This window comes from Allobosea sp. Tri-44 (assembly GCF_004123845.1).
In the GTDB taxonomy this organism is placed as follows: domain Bacteria; phylum Pseudomonadota; class Alphaproteobacteria; order Rhizobiales; family Beijerinckiaceae; genus Allobosea.
This window is the reverse complement of the sequence record NZ_NBDP01000064.1, coordinates 1-18,538: the sequence shown is the minus strand read 5'-3', so window position 1 is coordinate 18,538 and position 18,538 is coordinate 1. Positions and strand designations below refer to the sequence as shown.

Genomic DNA, 18,538 nt, shown 5'->3' with positions numbered 1-18,538 from the left:
TAAGCGGCTTGGTGGCGCAGCCTGACCGGGAACACCCGGCGGGTCGCGCCTCCGATTTCGCGATCCGGGGGGATCTTTCGGCTGTGCTCAAGGCCGTCGACCAGCGTAACCAGGCCGCCGGCCCGCCATCCGATTGGCAGGTCGCCAAGAGCTTTGCGCGCCTGACCGGCGGCTTCTGGCGCGGCGGTACCGCCGGCCGGGCCTGGTTCTGGTCGCTTGCGCTGGCGAGCGCGATCATCCTCTCCGTCTTCGCCAACGTCACCGTCAACCGCTGGAACGGCTGGTTTTTCGACGCGCTCGAGAAGAAGGACGGTGAAAGCGCGCTGATCGCCATGGCGGTCTTCCCGGTGCTGGTGCTGATCGCCGCGGGCCTCGGCGTCGTCATCCTGGTCTCGCGCGAGACCGTCCAGGTCCACTGGCGCGCCCACGTCACCGCCAGGCTCGCAGATCGCTGGATTGGCGAGCGCCGCTTCTACCGGCTTGGCCTCTCCGGCTATGAGCCGGCCAATCCGGAGTATCGCATCGCCGACGATGTCCGCTGGGCGACAGAGCCGGTGGTCGATTTCGCCATCGGCCTGCTCTCGGCGGTGATCACCGCAATCACCTTCATCGGCATCCTCTGGTCGATCGGCGGCTCGCTCAGCGTCGAGATCCGCGGCGTCGCCTTCGAGATCCCGGCCTATATGGTCCTGGCCGCGATCGTCTATGCCGTCCTCGTCTCCGGGCTGATCACCTTGGTCGGTCGGCCGCTCCCGCGCCTCATCGCCGCGCGCAACGAAGGCGAGGCACGTTTGCGCTTCTCGCTGATGCGCATCCGCGACCATGGCGAGACGATCGCGCTCTCGCGCGCGGAGGTGGGTGAGCGCCGCGCCGTCGCTGCGACCTATGACACGCTGGTCACGCGCTGGCTCGCCATGATCCGCCAGCGCGGCCGGCTGACTTGGATCACCAATGGCAGCGGTGCCCTCGTCCCGGTCGTGCCGCTCCTGCTGGCAGCGCCAAAGTACCTCTCCGGCGAGATGTCGCTTGGCGATGTCGTCCAGGTCGCTGCCGCCTTCGTCGCCGTGCAGAACGCCTTCAACTGGGTGCTCGACAACTTCATGCGCATCGCCGAGTGGCTGGCTTCGGCGCGGCGCGTCAACGAGCTCGCCATCGCGCTGGGCGCGATCGAGGCCGGTTCGGCCGAAAGCGACATCGTTGTCCTGCCAAGCGAGGATGGCGGCCTGCGGCTCGACGAGTTGACCTTGACCGACCGCGACGGCCGCACGCTCCTCGCCGATTTCGGCTTGGCGCTGCCGGCTGGCGCGACCATCCATGTCGCCGGCGAGATGGGCCACGGCAAGGCCGCCCTGATCCAGGCCGTCGCCGGCCTCTGGCCCTGGGGCCGTGGCTCCGTGGCGCTGCCGGACGAGGCGCGTATCGCGGTGCTGCCGCAGCATCTGCACCTCTCGGAAGGCAGCCTGCGGGCTGCGCTCGATCCGATCGGCGGCCATAGCGCCGAACAGGCAGGCGAGGTGCTGCGGCGTTACGGCCTTTCAGGCCTCGTGCCCCAGATCGATCTGGCGCGCGACTGGGACAAGGCGCTCACCACCGGCGACCGCCAGCGCCTCGCTCTGGCGCGGGCCGAACTGGCCGAGCCCGACATCCTCGTGCTCGACGAAGCCACGAGCGGGCTCGAGACCGATGCTGCGCTGGACCTGCTGGCACGACTGAGGGCGGCGCGGCCGAATGCGGTCATGCTGCTGATCGGCCAGAGTCCCGGCTTTGCCGAGGCGGCCGACCGCCATCTCACCATGCGCCGGGCCGGAGGCGTCGCGCGCATCGCCTCCACCGACGCCGCACGTCCGACAGCGCTCGCCGAAGCGGGCGGCGGCTGAGGTTCAAGCGAGGTTCAGGATCTTTTCCATTCAGTGCCGGGTAGACCGGCCCTTTCCAAACGGAGCTTTCGCATGCTGAACATCTGGGACGTCTATTGGGGCCTACGGGTCGAGCAATGCCCCTGCGACGTGCATTTCGTCGAATGGCTGGAAGAGCAGGGCCTGACCGGCAAGCGCATCTACCATTTCGGCACCGGCGGTCACCACTATGTCGGTATCCGCTGCGCCGAGCCGGAGTTCGATAACACGGTGCTCGGCATCACCGCCTCGCCCAAGGAATATGACGCCTTCGTCAAGCTCGCGATCGACAACCCGACGATCACCAAGACCTATTCGGCCTATTTCGGCGACATCTACACCAGCAATGCCAGGCTGCTGCCGCGCTTTGATGTCGTCACCCTGTTCCACTCCTGCGAGTTCCGCAGCGAGAAGAACGACGCCTATGGCGCGCTCACCGACCTTCAGGTGATGCAGCTCTTCACCGACCAGACCGATGCCGGCGGCTATATCCTGTTCTACACCGGCTCCTTCGCCTATGAGGCGGCCAAGCCGATCATCGCGGACTGGGCGGCGTCCCGCGCGGTCGAGGAAATCGGCGAGTTCAAGACGCTGCGTGTTTTCCGCAAGACCGCCTGAGCAATTGCGCCGGCGGGCGAATGGCGTTAGCTCTCGCCCGTCGAGCCACACGAACCAAGGAGGGCTGCGTGATCACGTTCTTTCGTCACCATCGTCAGCGCGGCCCCGTTCAGGCCCTGCAAGCCGTCTTGCAGGGCTGACCGCACAAGCGATCCCCACGGTTCTCTTCCAGGTCTGCCCGTTCTGAGGGTGCAGCGTCGCCGAGCATGAAGCTTGGATGCCTGCGCCTCGTTTCCTCATCGAGCAAGGCGTTCCGCATTCGCGACGTTCCGGGGCAACAAGGACCCCGGCCGAATGGCGGCGCGCGGCTCGGGCAGTCCAGAGACCGACCATGACCCTGATCACCCTGCGCAATCTTGGCGTCACGCTGGGAGCGCCGCTCTTCTCCGATCTTTCCGTCTCTCTTGTCGCAGGCGACCGCCTCGGCCTCGTCGCCGCCAATGGCCGCGGCAAGTCGACCCTCCTGCGCTGCCTTGCCGGCCTCGTCGAACCCACGGCCGGCGAGATCACCCGCTCGCGCGGCCTGCGCATCGGCCATGTCGAGCAGGATGTTCCGCCGCAGCTCCTGGATCGGCCGGTCGATCAGCTGATGCTCGATGCCCTGCCGTCCGAGCAGCGCGAGAGCGAGCACTGGCGCGTCGAGGTCGCGCTCGATGCGCTCGCTGTTCCCGAGGAGCTGCGCCGGCGCCCGCTCGGGCAATTGAGTGGCGGCTGGCAAAGGCTCGTCCTGCTCGCGCGGGCCGGCGTCGCCGAGCCGGACCTGTTGTTGCTCGACGAGCCGACCAACCATCTCGATCTCGCGCGCATCGGCCTGCTTGAAAGCTGGCTTGCCGGCCTGCCGCGCGACATGGCCGTGATCCTGTCGAGCCATGACCGCGCCTTCCTCGACATCGCGACCGGCAGGACGCTGTTCCTGCGCCGGGAGCACTCGCAGCTCTTCGCATTGCCCTATTCGCGAGCCCGCATCGCGCTCGACGAGAGCGACGCCGCCATGGCGCGCCGCAACGAGCGCGACCTCAAGGCCGTCCAGCAGATGCGGCGGCAGGCGGCGAAGCTGGGCAATATCGGCATCAACTCCGGCAGCGATCTTCTGCTGAGCAAGACCAAGCAGCTGATGCGACGCGCCGACGAGCTCGAAGCCGTGGCCCGCCCGGCCCATCGCGAGCGCTCGGCCGGCGCGATCAGGCTCGCGAGCCAGGGTACGCATGCGCGGGTGCTCATCGCGCTCGACGATGCCGCAGTCGAGACGCCGGACGGACGGGTGCTGTTCAAGACCGGCAAGCGCTGGATCAGTCCCGGCGACCGCATCGTCCTGCTCGGCTTGAACGGCGCCGGCAAGTCGCGCTTCATCGCCATGCTCCACAAGGCGATCGCAGGTGACGATCAGCCCGGCATCAGGCCGACGCCGTCACTGGTGCTCGGACATGCCAGCCAGAGTCTTGCCGAGCTGCCCGATGCCGACACGCCGCACGGGCTGATCAGCCGCCGCTTCGATGTCGGCGACCAGCCGGCCCGCGGCCTGCTCGCGGGCGCCGGCATCGCCATCGACCGCCAGACCGGCCCGATCGGCGCGCTTTCGGGCGGGCAGCGGGCGCGGCTCGCCATGCTGGCGCTGCGCCTCGCCCGGCCGAATTTCTACCTGCTGGACGAGCCGACGAACCATCTCGACATCGAGGGGCAGGAAGCCCTGGAAGCCGAACTCACCGCCGGCGAGACCAGCTGCCTGCTGGTCTCGCACGATCGCAGCTTCGTCCGGGCGATCGGGAACCGCTTCTGGCGGATCGAGAGGCGGCGGCTGCTCGAGGTCGACGATCCCGAGGCGTTCTTCGCGGAGGCCATGGCGGGCGAGGGCTAGCAACCGCGCTCGCCGCTCTCCAAGTGGTCGGCGCGTCCTGCGCCAGCTTCATGGCGCGCATTCGCCGCGGTGCACCGGCTTGTGCATCGCGGCGGAGGCGCTATCTCTCGGGTCCGGCCGTCAGGGCCAGCCGTCAGAAACCCGCCTTGCCCGCTGCGTGCGAGCACAACCCGACAAGAGTGCTGATGTCGTTTGGCCCGCACGAGCCAGGGATGCCGCTGCGCAAGCGCAGCCGCTGGTGGTGGCTCGGTCCGCTCGCCTCTTCGGTGATTTTCATCGCCTCGCTGGTGGTGCTCTACTACATCGTCCGCGAGATCGAGCCCGGCGAGCTTGCCCGTGCCTTCGCCAATGCCAGCCAGCGCCAGCTTCTGCTCGCGCTCGGCTTCACCGCACTGAGCTATCTGCTGCTCACCGGCTACGATGCGGTGGCGCTGCGCCGGCTCGGCCTCTCGATCCCCTACCGGACGACGGCGCTCGCCTCCTTCACCAGCTATTCCGTCGCATTTACCCTGGGTTTCCCGATCGTGACCGGCGGGACGGTGCGCTACTGGATCTATGCGGCCAAGGGCGTACGCGCCTCGGAGGTCGCGAGCCTGACCGTGATCGCCGGCCTGACCTTCTGGCTCGGCCTCGGCATGATCCTCTGCGCCAGCCTGTTCTATGCGACGGATTCCGTCGCGCAGTTGGCGCGGACCTCGCCTCTGGTGGTCCAGGCAGTCGGTGGTGCGGTCACGCTCGGAACGCTGGGTTATCTCTTCTGGGTCGCGACGGGCGAGCGCACCTTGCGGGTCAGCGGCTGGAACCTGCCGCTGCCGGGCCTGGGCGTCACGCTGGCGCAGATGCTGCTCGGCGCCGCCGAGGTCTGCGCTGCCGCCGCCGTGCTCTATGTGCTGCTGCCGGGCGGCCACAACCTGCCCTATGAGAGCTTCCTGGCGGCTTACATCTTCGCCTGCCTGATCGGCATCGCCAGCCATGCACCGGGTGGGCTCGGCGTCTTCGAGGCGACCATGCTGATCGCGCTCAGCCGCCTGCCCTTCGAGCAGGTGCTGGGCGCATTGCTGCTCTTCCGGATCATCTACTACATCCTGCCCTTCATCCTGGCGCTGGTGCTGCTGGCGCTGAACGAGATGTTCCGGCGGATCCGGCGGCACGAGCGCTAGGTCGCAAAGACGTCAGTTCTCGCCGCCGTTGCGCAGGTATTCCTCGGCCGTCAGCACGATCCTGTGGTCGATCTCGCCGATCGCCTCCTCGTCCTTGCCCTTGTACGGCACGGCGTGGAGCACATGGCGGATGGCGTTCAGGCGCGTGCGGAACTTGTCGTTGGCGCGCAGCACCGTCCAGGGCGCCTGATCGGTCGAGGTCTTGTCGAGCAAGCGGTCGAAGGCGTCGGAATAGGCGTCGAAGCGCGGGATCGCCTCGAAATCGATCGATGACAGCTTCCAGCGCTTGAGCGGGTCGTGCCAGCGCGCGTGCAGCCGGCTCATCTGCATCTCGCGGCCGATGGTCAGGAAGAGCTTGACCAGCCTGATACCGTCGCGAGCCAGCATGCCTTCGAAGACCGGGGCTTCGCGCAGGAAGCTCTCCGACTGCTCTTGCGTGCTGAAGCCCATGACGCGCTCGACGCCGGCGCGGTTGTACCAGGAGCGGTCGAAGAACACGATCTCGCCGGCCGAAGGCATCTGCGCCGCATAGCGCTGGAAATACCATTGCCCCTTCTCGGTATCGGACGGCTTCGACAGGGCGACGACCCGCGCCTGGCGTGGATTGAGATGCTGGGTGAAGCGCGTGATCGCGCCGCCCTTGCCGGCGCCGTCGCGGCCTTCGAAGACGATGACCAGCCGCTCGCCCGTCTCGCGCACCCAGCCGAGCAGCTTCTGCAGCTCGATCTGGAGCGGCTCGAGCTCCTTCTCGTAGAGCTTGCGCTTGTATTTCCGGTGATAGGGGTATCCGCCGCTGGCGAAGGCCTCGTCGTCGATCTCCTTGGGCAGTGCTTCCGCTTCGATGTCGAAATCGAGCTCGTGATGCTTTGCCTTATCGTGCTTGCCTGCCTTCATGCCATTCGAAGCCTTCTTCGCCATCGCGATTGTCTCCTGCGCTGGCTCGCAAGCTAGAGTGCGCGGTGCAGGAAGGGAATTGCGCCCTGGTGCCACTCCGGCCTAAGAGGCCTCGCCGCAGACCACGCCTTGAAAGGCAGGAACCGCATGCACGCTTTGGTCGACCCAAAGGCGCCGGTCACCGCCGCGCTGATCGAGGCCATCGGCGTCCCCGCCGTGCTGCTCGACCCGCAGGGCGTGATCCAGGCACTCAGCCCGACAGCGCCGGCCCTGATCGCGGCACTCGCCAAGGGCAAGCCGCTCGCCTTGGTGATGCGCGACCCCGATCTGATCGATGCGATCGAGCAGGTCTCGCGCCATGGCGGCCGCCGCGCCATCGAGCTGATCGAGCGCGTGCCGGTCGAGCGCACTTTCCGCATCCATATCGCCGCGCTCGCCGGCAGCGGCTGGCGCCGGGCGGTGCTGCTGACCTTCGAGGATCTCAGCGAGCAGCGCATGACCGAGCGCATGCGCGTCGACTTCGTCGCCAATGCCAGCCATGAATTGCGCACGCCGCTCGCCTCCGTGCTCGGCTTCATCGAGACCCTGCAGGGGCCGGCGCGCAACGACGCCGCAGCGCGCGACCGCTTCCTGGCGATCATGCGCGAGCAGGGCCTGCGCATGGCCCGCCTGGTCGACGACCTGCTCTCGCTCTCGCGCATCGAACTGCGCGCCCATCTCGCGCCGGAGGCGCCGGTCGATCTCGCCGGCATCGCCCGCGAGATTCTGGACTCGCTCGTGCTGATGGCGCGCGAACGCGAGGTGACGCTGAAGCTCGACGTGCCGCAGCGGCCCGTCACCGTCGCGGGCGACCGCGACGAATTGCTGCGGCTGATCGAGAACCTGGTCGAGAATGCGATCAAATACGGCCAGCGCGGCGGCGAGGTCGACATCATCGTTGGAGTTTCCGACGGCGAGGTCAGCCTCAGCGTGCGTGATGACGGGCCCGGCATTGCCCCGGAGCACCTGCCCCGTCTGACCGAGCGCTTCTATCGTGTAGACACGGCTGCCAGCCGCGAGGCCGGCGGCACGGGGCTGGGGCTCGCCATCGTCAAGCACATCGTCCTGCGCCATCGGGGCCGCCTGACCATCGAGAGCGTCGTCGGCCAGGGCGCGACCTTCCGGGCAATCCTGCCGCGCCTGCCCGACGCGGTCCGTTAACGATTTGTGACGACGGCGGGCCCGCTTTCATGACTGTCTGTCATGCAGCTGTCATATAGCCGGTGTTCTAGCAGGGCCGCTGCTCTTGCGACCCAGAGAGGACATCTCATGCGCAAAATTCTCATTCTCGCGGCCGCTGCCGTCGGCCTGTCGGGCGTTGCCCAGGCTGCCGACATCACCGGCGCCGGCGCGACCTTCCCCTTCCCGATCTACTCCAAATGGGCCGAGGCCTATAAGAAGGAGACCAATATCGGGCTCAACTACCAGTCGATCGGCTCGGGCGGCGGCATCCGCCAGATCAAGGCGAAGACCGTTGCCTTCGGCGCCACCGACGCCCCGCTCAAGGGCGAGGAGCTCACCAAGGACGGCCTGATCCAGTTCCCGACCGTGATGGGCGGTGTCGTCCCGGCGATCAACATCGCCGGCGTCGAGGCCGGCAAGCTGAAGCTGACCGGCCCGGTCCTCGCCGCGATCTATCTCGGCGACATCAAGAAGTGGAACGATCCCAAGATCGCCGCCCTCAATGCCGGCGTCACCCTGCCGGATGCCAACATCAACCCGGTCTACCGTTCGGACGGCTCGGGCACGACCTTCGTGTTCACCGACTACCTCTCGAAGGTTTCGCCCGACTGGAAGTCGAAGCTCGGCACCAACACCGCCGTGCAGTGGCCGGTCGGCATCGGTGGCAAGGGCAATGAGGGCGTCTCGGCCTCGGTGAAGCAGGTCGCCAACTCGATCGGCTATGTCGAGTACGCCTACGCCAAGCAGAACAAGCTCTCCTTCGCCCTGATCCAGAACGCTGACGGCAACTTCCCGGCCCCGGACGACAAGGCCTTCCAGGCCGCTGCCGCCAACGCCAACTGGAACGAGGCTCCCGGCTTCGGCATCTCGCTGAACAACCAGAAGGGCGCCGAGGCCTGGCCGATCACCGCCGCGACCTTCCTGCTGATCCACGCCAAGCCGGAGAAGCCGGAAGAGACCCAGGCCGCGCTGAAGTTCGTCGACTGGGCCTTCAAGAACGGCGACAAGCTCGCCCTCGACCTCGACTACGTGCCGCTGCCGGCCGCCGTCAAGGACCAGGTCCGCAACGCCTGGAAGGGCGCCACCGACCCGGCGGGCAAGCCGATCTTCTGATCGCTCCCGCACATGAAAACGGAGCGGGGGCCGGCCACGGCCCCCGCTTCGCGACGACAAGAGCCTCGTTTCGCCCCGATAGTCGCATTTCGAGACCGGAGTAACCACGGATGGTTGCCGTGACCGATCAGTTCGCCGCGCCGAGTGCGCCGGTGCGCAAGACCCCCAAGGGGACCTTCGATCTCATCTTCCGCAATGCCAGCTTCCTGGCGGCCCTGTTCGTGCTGGTGCTGCTCGCCGGCATCATGGTCTCGATGGTGATCGGCGGCTGGCCCGCCTTCAGCAAATTCGGCTTCGGCTTCCTGACCTCCAGCGTCTGGGATACGCAGAACGACCAGTATGGCGCCTGGCCGGCGATCGTCGGCACGCTCTCCACCGCCCTGATCGCGCTCGTCGTCGGCGTGCCGCTCTCGCTCGGCATCGCCGTCTTCCTGACCCAGCTCGCGCCGCCCTGGTTCAAGCAGCCGGTCTCGACCGCGATCGAGCTGCTCGCCGCCGTGCCCTCGATCATCTATGGCATGTGGGGGCTGTTCGTCTTCGCGCCGCTCTTTGCCGCCTATGTCCAGATCCCGCTCTCGAACATCGTCGAGGGCATGCCGGTCGTCGGGACGATCCTCTATTCGCGCTCACCCTCGGGACTCGGAATCCTGACCGCCGGCATCATCCTGGCGTTCATGATCATCCCGTTCATCGCCTCGATCACCCGCGACATGCTCGACCAGATCCCGTCGGTGCTGCGCGAGAGCGCCTATGGCATCGGGGCGACGACCTGGGAGGTCGTGCGCCATGTGCTGGTGCCGCAGGCCGGCGTCTCGATCATCGGCGCGATCATGCTCGGTCTCGGCCGCGCGCTCGGCGAGACGATGGCGGTGACCTTCGTCGTCGGCAACGCCAACCGGCTTTCCGGCTCGATCATGGATCCCGGCTCGACCATCGCCTCGCGCATCGCCAACGAGTTTAACGAGGCGCTGGGCCTGCAGCTCAATTCGCTGATCGCGCTCGGCTGCATCCTGTTCTTCGTCACCTTCGTCGTCCTCGTCATCGCGCGCATCCTCGTCTCGCGCGTCAAGTCGTTCTGAGCGGGAGCCGATCATGAGCCTGACGACCCCCTCCACCGTCCGCCCGTTGCCCGAGGTCACCTGGGGCCGCGTCCGCCAGTCGCGCCGCACCGCCGACCGGCTGATGAAGGTCACGGCCACGACCTTCACCCTGCTCGCCATCTTCGTGCTGTTCTGGATCCTCGGCATGCTGGTCGTGAAGGGCCTTGGCGGGCTCTCCGCCGCGACCTTCACGCAGATCACGCCGGGACCGGGCACGGAGGGCGGCGGCCTTGCCAATGCCATCGTCGGCTCGGTCGTGCTGACCTTCCTCGGCATCGTCGTGGCGACGCCGATCGGCGTGCTCGCCGGCACCTATCTCGCCGAATACGGCAAGGGCTCGAAGCTCGCCGACCTGATCCGCTTCATCAACGACATCCTGCTCTCGGCGCCCTCGATCCTGATCGGCCTGTTCGTCTACGTCATCATGGTCGAGCCGTTCCGCGGCTATTCCGGCTGGGCCGGCGGCGTCGCGCTCGGCATCATCGCGATCCCGGTGATCGTGCGCACCACCGAGGACATGCTGCGCCTCGTGCCCGGCCCGCTCCGCGAGGCCGGCTCGGCGCTCGGCGCCCCGCCCTCGGTGGTCATCACCTCGATCACCTGGCGGGCGGCGAAATCGGGCATGGTCACCGGTATCCTGCTGGCGCTCGCCCGCATCGCCGGCGAGACCGCGCCGCTGATCTTCACCGCGCTGAACAACAATTTCTGGTTCTCGCCGAACCTGCTCGGCGGCGTCTCCAACCTGCCGGTGACGATCTACCAGTTCGCCTCCGCCCCTTACGAGAACTGGCAGCAGCTCGCCTGGGCGGGGTCGCTGATCATCACCGTCTCAATCCTCGTGCTTTCCATCATCGCCCGGCGCATCGTGCGCGGCGGCAAGTAATCAGCGTCCCGATCGGAAGGACCATGCAGATGCTCTCGACCCTGGAACTGAGCCCGCAAACGCTGGACGCCGACGCTCCCGTTCGCATCGCCGTCAAGAACCTCGATTTCTACTACGGCGAGCACAAGGCGCTGAAGGCCATCAACCTCGACTTCCGCGACCGCCACGTCACGGCGCTGATCGGCCCCTCGGGCTGCGGCAAGTCGACCCTGCTGCGCATCTTCAACCGCATCTATTCGCTCTATCCCGAGCAGCGCGCCACCGGCGAGATCATCCTCGACGGCCGCAACGTCATCTCGAACGATATCGACGTGAACGAATTGCGTTCGCGCATCGGCATGGTCTTCCAGAAGCCGACGCCGTTCCCGATGTCGATCTACGACAATGTCGCCTTCGGCATCCGCCTCTACGAGAAGCCGCCGAAGTCGGAGCTCGACGACCGCGTCGAGGGCGCGCTGCGCCGCGCCGCCCTCTGGGACGAGGTCAAGGACAAGCTGAAGAGCTCCGGCATGGGCCTGTCCGGCGGTCAGCAGCAGCGCCTGTGCATCGCCCGCACCATCGCGCAGAAGCCCGAGGTCATCCTGTTCGACGAGCCGACCTCGGCGCTCGACCCGATCTCGACCGGCAAGATCGAGGACCTGCTCGAGCAGCTCAAGACTGACTTCACCATCGTCATCGTCACCCACAACATGCAGCAGGCGGCGCGCATCTCGCAGTACACCGCCTTCATGTATCTGGGCGAGGTGATCGAGTTCGATGCCACCAACACCATCTTCATGAACCCGCACAAGAAGCAGACGCAGGACTACGTCACCGGCCGTTTCGGCTGAAGTTCTGAAGCGTCGGCCCGCCCCGAAGGATACGCCCCGATGTCCGACCATATCGTCCGCTCCTACGACGCCGATCTCGAGGGCCTGCGCCGCAGCCTCGCCGAGATGGGCGGCATGTCCGAGCGCATGCTCGGCGATTCCACCGTGGCGCTTGTGCGCCGCGACACCGCGCTCGCCCAGAAGATCATCAGCGCCGACCAGCGCCTCGACAATCTCCAGCGCGAGGTCGAGGAGAAGGCAGTGCTGACCATCGCCCGGCGCCAGCCGCTCGCCAACGACCTGCGCGAGCTGATCTCTGCGATCCGCATCGCCGCCGATATCGAGCGCGTCGGCGACCTCGCCAAGAACATCGCCAAGCGCGCCGTCGCCATCTCCGGCCAGTTCTCGCCGCCGCATCGCGCCGTGGTCGGCCTCGAGCATATGAGCCGCCTGGTCCAGGCCCAGCTCAAGGATGTGCTCGACGCCTATGCCGCCAGCAACGAGCAGAAGGCGATGGAGGTCTGGCGCCGCGACGACGAGATCGACGCGCTCTACACCTCGCTGTTCCGCGAGCTCCTGACCTACATGATGGAGGATCCGCGCAACATCACCTTCTGCACGCACCTCCTCTTCTGCGCCAAGAATGTCGAGCGCATCGGCGACCACACCACCAACATCGCCGAGACCATCCATTACCTCGTCACCGGTCAGTCGATCGACGAGACCCGGCCGAAGCTCGACACCACCAACATCCTCGTCGACCTGCCGGCAGCCAATGGCTGAACCGGCAGGCGGCGCGCTTTCTGTTCAGCCGGAATCGGCTGAACGATCAGAATTCGCGCAGTTGAACAGTTGGAGCATGTTCTGATCGCAAAAGTGGTTTCCACTTTTGCGGAACGTGCTCCGAGCGAAAGCGAGACGCAATGCCTGCACGCATCCTGATCGTCGAGGACGAGGAGCCGCTCACCCTGCTGTTGCGCTACAATCTCGAGGCCGAAGGCTTCGAGGTCGACAGCGTGGCGCGCGGCGACGATGCCGAATTGCATCTGCGTGACCACACGCCGGATCTCGTCCTGCTCGACTGGATGCTGCCCGGCCTCTCCGGCATCGAGCTCTGCCGGCGCCTGCGCACAAGGCGCGATACCGAGCGCGTGCCGATCATCATGCTGACCGCCCGCGGCGAGGAGACCGAGCGCGTGCGCGGCCTTGCCACCGGTGCCGACGACTATGTCGTCAAGCCGTTCTCGTTGCCCGAGCTGATCGCCCGCATCCAGGCGCTGCTGCGTCGCGCCAAGCCCGGCCATGTCGCCGGCCTGCTCGCGGCCGGCGATCTCGAACTCGACCGCACGACGCGCCGCGTCCGCCGTTCCGGCATGGAACTGCATCTCGGCCCGACCGAGTTCCGCCTGCTCGAATTCCTGATGCAGGCGCCGGGCCGGGTCTATTCCCGGGCGCAACTGCTCGACGCCGTCTGGGGCCGTGACGTCTATATCGACGAGCGCACCGTCGACGTCCATGTCGGGCGCCTGCGCAAGGCGATCACGCCGGCCAACGCCAAGGATCCGCTGCGCACCGTGCGCGGCGCCGGCTATGCGTTCGACGAGACGTTTGCGCGCGGCTGATGGTCCTGGTCAGCGCGGCGCGGCGATGATGACAGCCGCACCGGCAAGGCAGAGCGCGGCGCCGGCGAGATCGTAGCGGTCGGGCGCGACCTTCTCGATCAGCGCCATCCAGGCCAGCGACGCGATGATGTAGATGCTGCCATAGGCAGCGTATGCGCGCCCGGCGGCAGGGCTGTCGACCAGGGTCAGCAGCCAGGCGAAGGCCGCGAGCGCCACCAGGCCGGGCAGCAGCCACCAGATCGGCTTGTCCAGTTTCAGCCAGGCCCAGAAGGCAAAGCAGCCGGCGATTTCCGCCAGCGCCGCGCCTGCATAGATCGCGATCGTAGCCACTACGTGCCCGGCCCGAAGGCTGCGGTGAGCCGGGCGAAGACGGGGCGATAGGCCTCGGACGCCAGCGGCGTCAGCGATGGGGTCTCGCCGAACGTGAACCAGCGGATTTCGCTGTGTTCATTATTGCTGATCGCGGGTTCGCCGCCGGTCCATTCGGCCACAGTGAACAGATGCCAGAGCGCGGGGGTGACGCCGTCCGCCTCTGTCGTCTCGATGGTCTCGAAATGGCGGAAGCTTGTCGGCGTGATGTCGATCTCCTCCTGAAGCTCGCGGACAAGAGCCGTCTCCGCCGCCTCACCGGGCTCAACGTGACCACCGATCGTGTCCCAGCAGGATGGGCGGTTCCGGCGATGCGGCGACCTCAGTCCCAGCAGGAGCTGCCCCTCCCGGATCGGCAGGGCACAAGCGTACTCAATTGGGCGAGGTCTGGGGGCGTTCATGCATGCCTCCTGCATCGAGCCTGGCTATCGACGAAAAAAGCCGGCCTTTCGGCCGGCTTTCGCATTCTGGAAATCTCGCGTCGCCCGCTCAGGCGCGGATGATCTTGCGGTCGCGGCGGCGGTCGGCGGCCGGCTGGTAGGCGATGCGGGCATGATAGGCGCAGTAAGGCATTCCGGTCGCCGAGCGTCCGCCGCAGAAGCGGAACTCCGGCGTGGTCGGGTCGCCCATCGGCCAGCGGCACATATACTCGCGCAGCTCCATGATCGTGACCCGCTCGGAGAACGGCACGACCACGTCCTCGGACGGAGCCGGCTCGCGCGCGACCTGCGCCTCGGCTTCGATCTCTGGCGCGAACTGCGGGGCGAGCGCGGTATTGCCGCGGGTCAGCCCGGCGCTGCCGCTGCTGTGATGGCCGGCCGGATGGCTCGGCGGGCGAGCCACCGGTTTGCGCGGGCGCGGCGTCGCCGAGCCCGGGCTCTTGGCGCGGCCCGACAGCCCAAGGCGATGCACCTTGCCGATGACGGCGTTGCGCGTGACATTGCCGAGCTCGGCGGCGATCTGGCTCGCGCTCAGGCCGTCGTTCCAGAGCTTCTTGAGCAGCTCGACGCGTTCCTCGGTCCAGGCTCCGGCTTCGGTCATGGAGTTGCACCTGTCTTCGTCATGTCCCGTCGGCTGGCCGGCGAGGCATAGGGAAAGATCATGGCGGAATCCGATACCGGCAGCGCCCGTCGCTAAACGGAAGCCGTTACGCCCGGAACTGACGATACTGGAGACGCCGCACGAGATGTCGTATCTGACGAGGGAGACCATACAAGATGGCCTGACTCGGCTACAAGAGTCGCCGAATCCTAATTCGGCTTTTCCCCAGCCAATCACTGCAGAGAGCTGTCCAGTGAGTCCAATTGGCAACGCTGCCGCTAGGTCCGTCGCAATTGACAGGGCGAGGGCGGTTTTGCATAGTTGCCCACGCAGCCGCCCCCAAGGGCGGCGCTTATGTTTTTGAGCGATCGGGACTTTCCATCGATGCGGCTTGACGCGCGACGAGACGGCGGGAACGGCCAGCGACGATAATGTCGCCGGCGGGTCGTATCATGCCGGCATCATGCCGCGAGCGCTCCGCATCTCCGTTCCCGACTTGAGGTTCCGCGCTTCCTCCCTGTTTCGCCGCAAGGATTTCGCTCCATGAGCACCGCTCCCGTTTCCGCCGCTTCCTCCGTTCTCCTGCCGACCTATGCCCGCGCCCCGATCGCTCTCGAGCGCGGCGAGGGCGCCTGGGCGATCACCGCTGATGGCCAGCGCTATCTCGATTTCGGCGCCGGCATCGCCGTCAATTCGCTCGGCCACGCCCATCCGCATCTGGTCGAGGCGCTGACCCAGCAGGCGCAGCGCATCTGGCACACTTCGAACCTCTACACGATGCCCGAGGGCGAGAAGCTGGCGCGCCGGCTCTGCGAGGCGACCTTCGCCGAGCGCGTCTTCTTCACCAATTCGGGCGCCGAAGCGAACGAGTGCGCGATCAAGATGGCGCGCAAATATCACGCCGCGAAGGGGCATCCCGAGCGCTACCGCATCATCACATTTGAAGGCGCCTTCCATGGCCGCACGCTCGCGACCATCGCCGCCGGCGGCCAGCAGAAATATATCGACGGCTTCGGCCCGAAGGTCGACGGCTTCGACCAGGTGCCCTTCGACGATGAGACCGCGCTGAAGGCGGCGATTACGCCTGAAACCGCGGCGCTGATGATCGAGCCGATCCAGGGCGAGGGCGGCTTGCGCTCGGTGCCGATGCGTGTTCTCAGGCAGCTGCGCGAGCTCTGCGACGAGCACGGCCTGATGCTGATCTTCGACGAGATCCAGACCGGCGTCGGCCGCACCGGCAAGTTCTTCGCCTATGAGCATTACGGTGTCGCCCCTGACATCATGTCGATCGCCAAGGGCATCGGCGGCGGCTTCCCGATGGGCGCCTGCCTCGCCACCGAGGAGGCGGCCTCCGGCATGACGCTCGGCACGCACGGCACCACTTTCGGTGGCAATCCGCTCGCCATGGCGGTCGGCAATGCCGTGCTCGACGTCATCCTGGCGCCGGGCTTCCTCGAGCAGGTCCAGAAGACGGCTTTGCGCCTGCGCCAGTCGCTGGCCCAGCTCAAGGACCACCACCCCGCCGTGATCGAGGAGATCCGCGGCGAGGGGCTGATGCTCGGCCTCAAGCTCAAGACCCCGAACACCGATTTCGTCGCCCAGGCGCGGGCTGCCGGCCTGCTCATCGTCGCCGCCGGCGACAATGTCGTGCGCCTGCTGCCGCCGCTGATCATCGGCGAGAGCGAGGTCGCCGAAGCGGTGGCGCGGCTCGACAAGGCGGCGGGCGCGGTCGAGGCGGAACTCGCCCGGCCGGCGGCGGAATGAGCATGGGGGCTCCAGTGCGTCATTTTCTCGATCTCTCGGATTTCTCCGCCGGCGAGCTGCGCGCCATCCTCAAGGCCGGCGAGGCGATCAAGGCCCGTCGGCGTACGCCCGACGCGGCCGGCGACCGTCTGCTCGAAGGCAAGGTCATCGCCATGATCTTCGAGCAGCCTTCGCTCCGGACCCGCGTCTCTTTCGATGTCGGTATCCGCGAGCTCGGTGGCTCGCCGATGATGGTGACCGGCCAGGAGATCGAGCTCGGCGAGCGCGAGACCATCGCCGATACGGCGCGCGTGCTCTCGCGCTATGTCGACGCGATCATGATCCGTATGCTCGACCATGATGCCGTGGTCGAGATGGCGAAATACGCCACCGTGCCGGTGATCAACGGCCTGACCAAGCGCCAGCATCCCTGCCAGGTCATGGCCGACGTCATGACCTTCGAGGAGCGCAAGGGCTCGATCAAGGGCAAGCGCATCGCCTGGACCGGCGACACCAACAATGTCCTGACCTCCTGGGTCCATGCTGCCGGCCGGCTCGATTTCGAGCTCGCCATCGCGACGCCCGAAGAGCTCGCACCCCCGCCTGCCTTGCTCGATTGGGCCCGCAAGCAGGGCGCGAAGCTCACCTTGACTTCGCGTCCGGAGGCGGCAGTCGAGGGCGCCGACTGCGTCATCACCGATTGCTGGGTCTCGATGGGAGACGTCGAAGGCACGCGCCACAACCTGCTGCGGCCCTATCAGGTCGACGAGCGCCTGCTCGGCCGCGCCGAGAAGGATGCGATCTTCATGCACTGCCTGCCGGCCTCGCGCGGCGAGGAAGTGACCGATCAGGTCATGGACGGCCCGCAATCGGCGGTGTTCGATGAGGCCGAGAACCGGCTGCATGCCCAGAAGGGCATCCTGGCCTGGTGCTTCGGCGCGGTGGCGGCCTAGAGCATGTTCGCATTTCTCCGAAACACGAACCTGCTCGGTGTCTGTGGTTTTGCGCAATTCCGGACGCAAAACCGCTCCGCACTTTTGCTGGAATTGCTCTGATGGCCGAAGCCTCGCCAGCCGGCGCACCCGATGACCGGGTGCTGCCCTTCGCGGTGCCGGAGCTCGATGTGCGCGGCCGGGTCGTCAGGCTCGGCCCCTCGCTCGACCAGGTCCTCGAACGGCACCATTATCCCGAGCCCGTCGCGCGCGTCCTCGCCGAGGCTGCGGCGTTGACCGTCATGCTTGGCACCACGCTCAAGGGCGAAGGTCGTTTCCAGCTCCAGACCAAGAGCGACGGGCCGATCTCGATGCTGGTCGTCGACTTCAACGCGCCCGACTGCTATCGGGCCATGGCCCGCTACGACGCTGACCAGCTGGCCGCCGCGATCGACGCGAACGCGATCTCGACCGGTGAGCTGCTCGGCAAGGGTCATCTTGCCATGACTGTCGACCAGGGAACGGAGGCGACGCGCTATCAGGGCATCGTCGCGCTCGACGGACAGAGCCTGGAAGAGGCCGGCCACCAGTATTTCCGCCAGTCGGAGCAGATTCCGAGCCGCATCCGCCTCGGTGTCGGCACGGTCCTGACCGGCAGCGGCCTGGCCTGGCGCGCCGGCGGTCTGATCGTCCAGTTCATGCCGAACTCGCCGGAGCGCCTGCGCGCCGCCGATCTTCATCCCGGTGATGCCCCGGAAGGGCACGAGATCCTCGCTGCCGATAATGATGACGGCATCAGCGACGACGCCTGGGCCGAGACACGCTCGCTGGTCGGGACGATCGAACATCATGAACTGCTCGATCCGCTGCTGGAGAGCGAGCGCCTGCTCTACCGGCTTTTCCATGAGCGCGGTGCTCATGTCTTCGAGCCGGTCGCGGTGCACGAGGCCTGCCGCTGCTCGCGCGAGCGCGTGCTCGGCATGCTCAAGGGCTTCTCGGCCGACGACCGTAAGGCAATGATCGCCGATGACGGCACGCTCGGCGTCACCTGCGAGTTCTGCTCGCGCCGCTACAGCTTCGACCCGGCCGAGGTCGAGGTTGAGATCTCGGCGGGGGATTAGGGCGCGAGGAACCCCTCTCCTGGAAGGAGAGGGGTAGGGGTGAGCGACTGTCTTGGTGGTCAAGCGTCTTGTTCGCGCCATGGTTGTTGGTCCCGGATGACGGCATTGAGGATCGTGACGAGTTTTCGGGCCGTCGCGATGATGGCGACGAGCTTTGGCTTT

The 18,538-nt window shown here is 66.9% G+C and carries 18 protein-coding genes and 2 pseudogenes; 15 read left to right on the top strand and 5 right to left on the bottom strand.

Features of this window, described 5'->3' with window-relative positions:
- Window positions 1-83: 83 nt before the first annotated feature.
- From B6S44_RS27800 to B6S44_RS27785, 5 genes and pseudogenes are all read left to right on the top strand, one after another.
- Window positions 84-1,877: an ABC transporter ATP-binding protein/permease gene (locus B6S44_RS27800; RefSeq protein WP_129160142.1), complete on the top strand. Its 1,794-nt coding sequence runs from the start codon at window positions 84-86 to the stop codon at window positions 1,875-1,877.
- 72 nt (window positions 1,878-1,949) lie between these two features.
- Window positions 1,950-2,513: a hypothetical protein gene (locus B6S44_RS27795; protein WP_206735265.1), complete on the top strand. Its 564-nt coding sequence runs from the start codon at window positions 1,950-1,952 to the stop codon at window positions 2,511-2,513.
- 217 nt (window positions 2,514-2,730) lie between these two features.
- Window positions 2,731-3,288: pseudogene (locus B6S44_RS30225) on the top strand (ATP-binding cassette domain-containing protein); the annotation flags it as partial.
- 72 nt (window positions 3,289-3,360) lie between these two features.
- On the top strand, window positions 3,361-4,368 hold the full coding sequence (locus B6S44_RS27790) for an ATP-binding cassette domain-containing protein (protein ID WP_465246148.1): 1,008 nt from the start codon (window positions 3,361-3,363) through the stop codon (window positions 4,366-4,368).
- 212 nt (window positions 4,369-4,580) lie between these two features.
- Window positions 4,581-5,528, top strand: a complete 948-nt coding sequence (locus B6S44_RS27785; RefSeq protein WP_164985994.1) for a lysylphosphatidylglycerol synthase domain-containing protein — start codon at window positions 4,581-4,583, stop codon at window positions 5,526-5,528.
- Between the two features lie 12 nt (window positions 5,529-5,540).
- Here the strand turns inward: B6S44_RS27785 and ppk2 are convergent, their stop codons facing one another.
- On the bottom strand, window positions 5,541-6,446 hold the full coding sequence (gene ppk2, locus B6S44_RS27780; protein WP_129160136.1) for a polyphosphate kinase 2: 906 nt from the start codon (window positions 6,444-6,446) through the stop codon (window positions 5,541-5,543).
- 123 nt (window positions 6,447-6,569) lie between these two features.
- Here ppk2 and B6S44_RS27775 point away from each other — a divergent pair, with 123 nt between their 5' ends.
- The 7 genes from B6S44_RS27775 to phoB all read left to right on the top strand — a co-directional run bounded on the left by B6S44_RS27775 (window position 6,570) and on the right by phoB (window position 13,170).
- Window positions 6,570-7,622 (top strand): ATP-binding protein, encoded by a 1,053-nt coding sequence (locus B6S44_RS27775; RefSeq protein ID WP_126114532.1) that lies wholly within the window; start codon window positions 6,570-6,572, stop codon window positions 7,620-7,622.
- A 108-nt stretch (window positions 7,623-7,730) separates the two neighbouring features.
- A complete protein-coding gene (pstS, locus tag B6S44_RS27770; RefSeq protein ID WP_129160135.1) occupies window positions 7,731-8,756 on the top strand; it encodes a phosphate ABC transporter substrate-binding protein PstS in 1,026 nt (341 codons plus the stop codon).
- Between the two features lie 110 nt (window positions 8,757-8,866).
- Window positions 8,867-9,835 carry a phosphate ABC transporter permease subunit PstC gene (gene pstC / locus B6S44_RS27765; RefSeq protein ID WP_129160133.1) on the top strand — a complete coding sequence of 323 codons (969 nt, stop codon included), beginning with the start codon at window positions 8,867-8,869 and terminating at the stop codon, window positions 9,833-9,835.
- Window positions 9,836-9,848: 13 nt separating this feature from the next.
- Window positions 9,849-10,739: a phosphate ABC transporter permease PstA gene (gene pstA / locus B6S44_RS27760; RefSeq protein WP_126114529.1), complete on the top strand. Its 891-nt coding sequence runs from the start codon at window positions 9,849-9,851 to the stop codon at window positions 10,737-10,739.
- A 23-nt stretch (window positions 10,740-10,762) separates the two neighbouring features.
- Window positions 10,763-11,569, top strand: coding sequence for a phosphate ABC transporter ATP-binding protein PstB (gene pstB / locus B6S44_RS27755; RefSeq protein WP_129160131.1), 807 nt, complete (start codon window positions 10,763-10,765; stop codon window positions 11,567-11,569).
- Window positions 11,570-11,608: 39 nt separating this feature from the next.
- Complete coding sequence (gene phoU / locus B6S44_RS27750) at window positions 11,609-12,331, top strand: phosphate signaling complex protein PhoU (RefSeq protein WP_126114527.1); 723 nt, start codon at window positions 11,609-11,611, stop codon at window positions 12,329-12,331.
- A 140-nt stretch (window positions 12,332-12,471) separates the two neighbouring features.
- Window positions 12,472-13,170, top strand: coding sequence for a phosphate regulon transcriptional regulator PhoB (gene phoB, locus B6S44_RS27745; RefSeq protein ID WP_126114526.1), 699 nt, complete (start codon window positions 12,472-12,474; stop codon window positions 13,168-13,170).
- Window positions 13,171-13,179: 9 nt separating this feature from the next.
- Here the strand turns inward: phoB and B6S44_RS27740 are convergent, their stop codons facing one another.
- The 3 genes from B6S44_RS27740 to B6S44_RS27730 all read right to left on the bottom strand — a co-directional run bounded on the left by B6S44_RS27740 (window position 13,180) and on the right by B6S44_RS27730 (window position 14,580).
- Complete coding sequence (locus B6S44_RS27740; protein WP_129160129.1) at window positions 13,180-13,500, bottom strand: YnfA family protein; 321 nt, start codon at window positions 13,498-13,500, stop codon at window positions 13,180-13,182.
- Complete coding sequence (locus tag B6S44_RS27735; protein WP_129160127.1) at window positions 13,500-13,940, bottom strand: NUDIX domain-containing protein; 441 nt, start codon at window positions 13,938-13,940, stop codon at window positions 13,500-13,502. The genes B6S44_RS27740 and B6S44_RS27735 overlap by 1 nt, the downstream gene beginning before the upstream one ends.
- 88 nt (window positions 13,941-14,028) lie before the next feature.
- A complete protein-coding gene (locus tag B6S44_RS27730) occupies window positions 14,029-14,580 on the bottom strand; it encodes a GcrA family cell cycle regulator (RefSeq protein WP_129160125.1) in 552 nt (183 codons plus the stop codon).
- A gap of 543 nt (window positions 14,581-15,123) precedes the next feature.
- Between B6S44_RS27730 and B6S44_RS27725 the strand changes: the two genes are divergently transcribed.
- The 3 genes from B6S44_RS27725 (at window position 15,124) to B6S44_RS27715 (ending at window position 18,376) form a co-directional block, all read left to right on the top strand.
- Window positions 15,124-16,344, top strand: coding sequence for an aspartate aminotransferase family protein (locus tag B6S44_RS27725; protein WP_129160123.1), 1,221 nt, complete (start codon window positions 15,124-15,126; stop codon window positions 16,342-16,344).
- Between the two features lie 2 nt (window positions 16,345-16,346).
- A complete protein-coding gene (gene argF, locus B6S44_RS27720; protein WP_129160121.1) occupies window positions 16,347-17,276 on the top strand; it encodes an ornithine carbamoyltransferase in 930 nt (309 codons plus the stop codon).
- Window positions 17,277-17,377: 101 nt separating this feature from the next.
- The gene (locus B6S44_RS27715) at window positions 17,378-18,376 is read left to right on the top strand and encodes an Hsp33 family molecular chaperone (protein WP_129160119.1); all 999 of its coding nucleotides are present in this window, start codon (window positions 17,378-17,380) and stop codon (window positions 18,374-18,376) included.
- Between the two features lie 59 nt (window positions 18,377-18,435).
- Here the strand turns inward: B6S44_RS27715 and B6S44_RS27710 are convergent.
- Window positions 18,436-18,538 (bottom strand): annotated as a pseudogene (locus B6S44_RS27710) (IS110 family transposase); the annotation flags it as partial.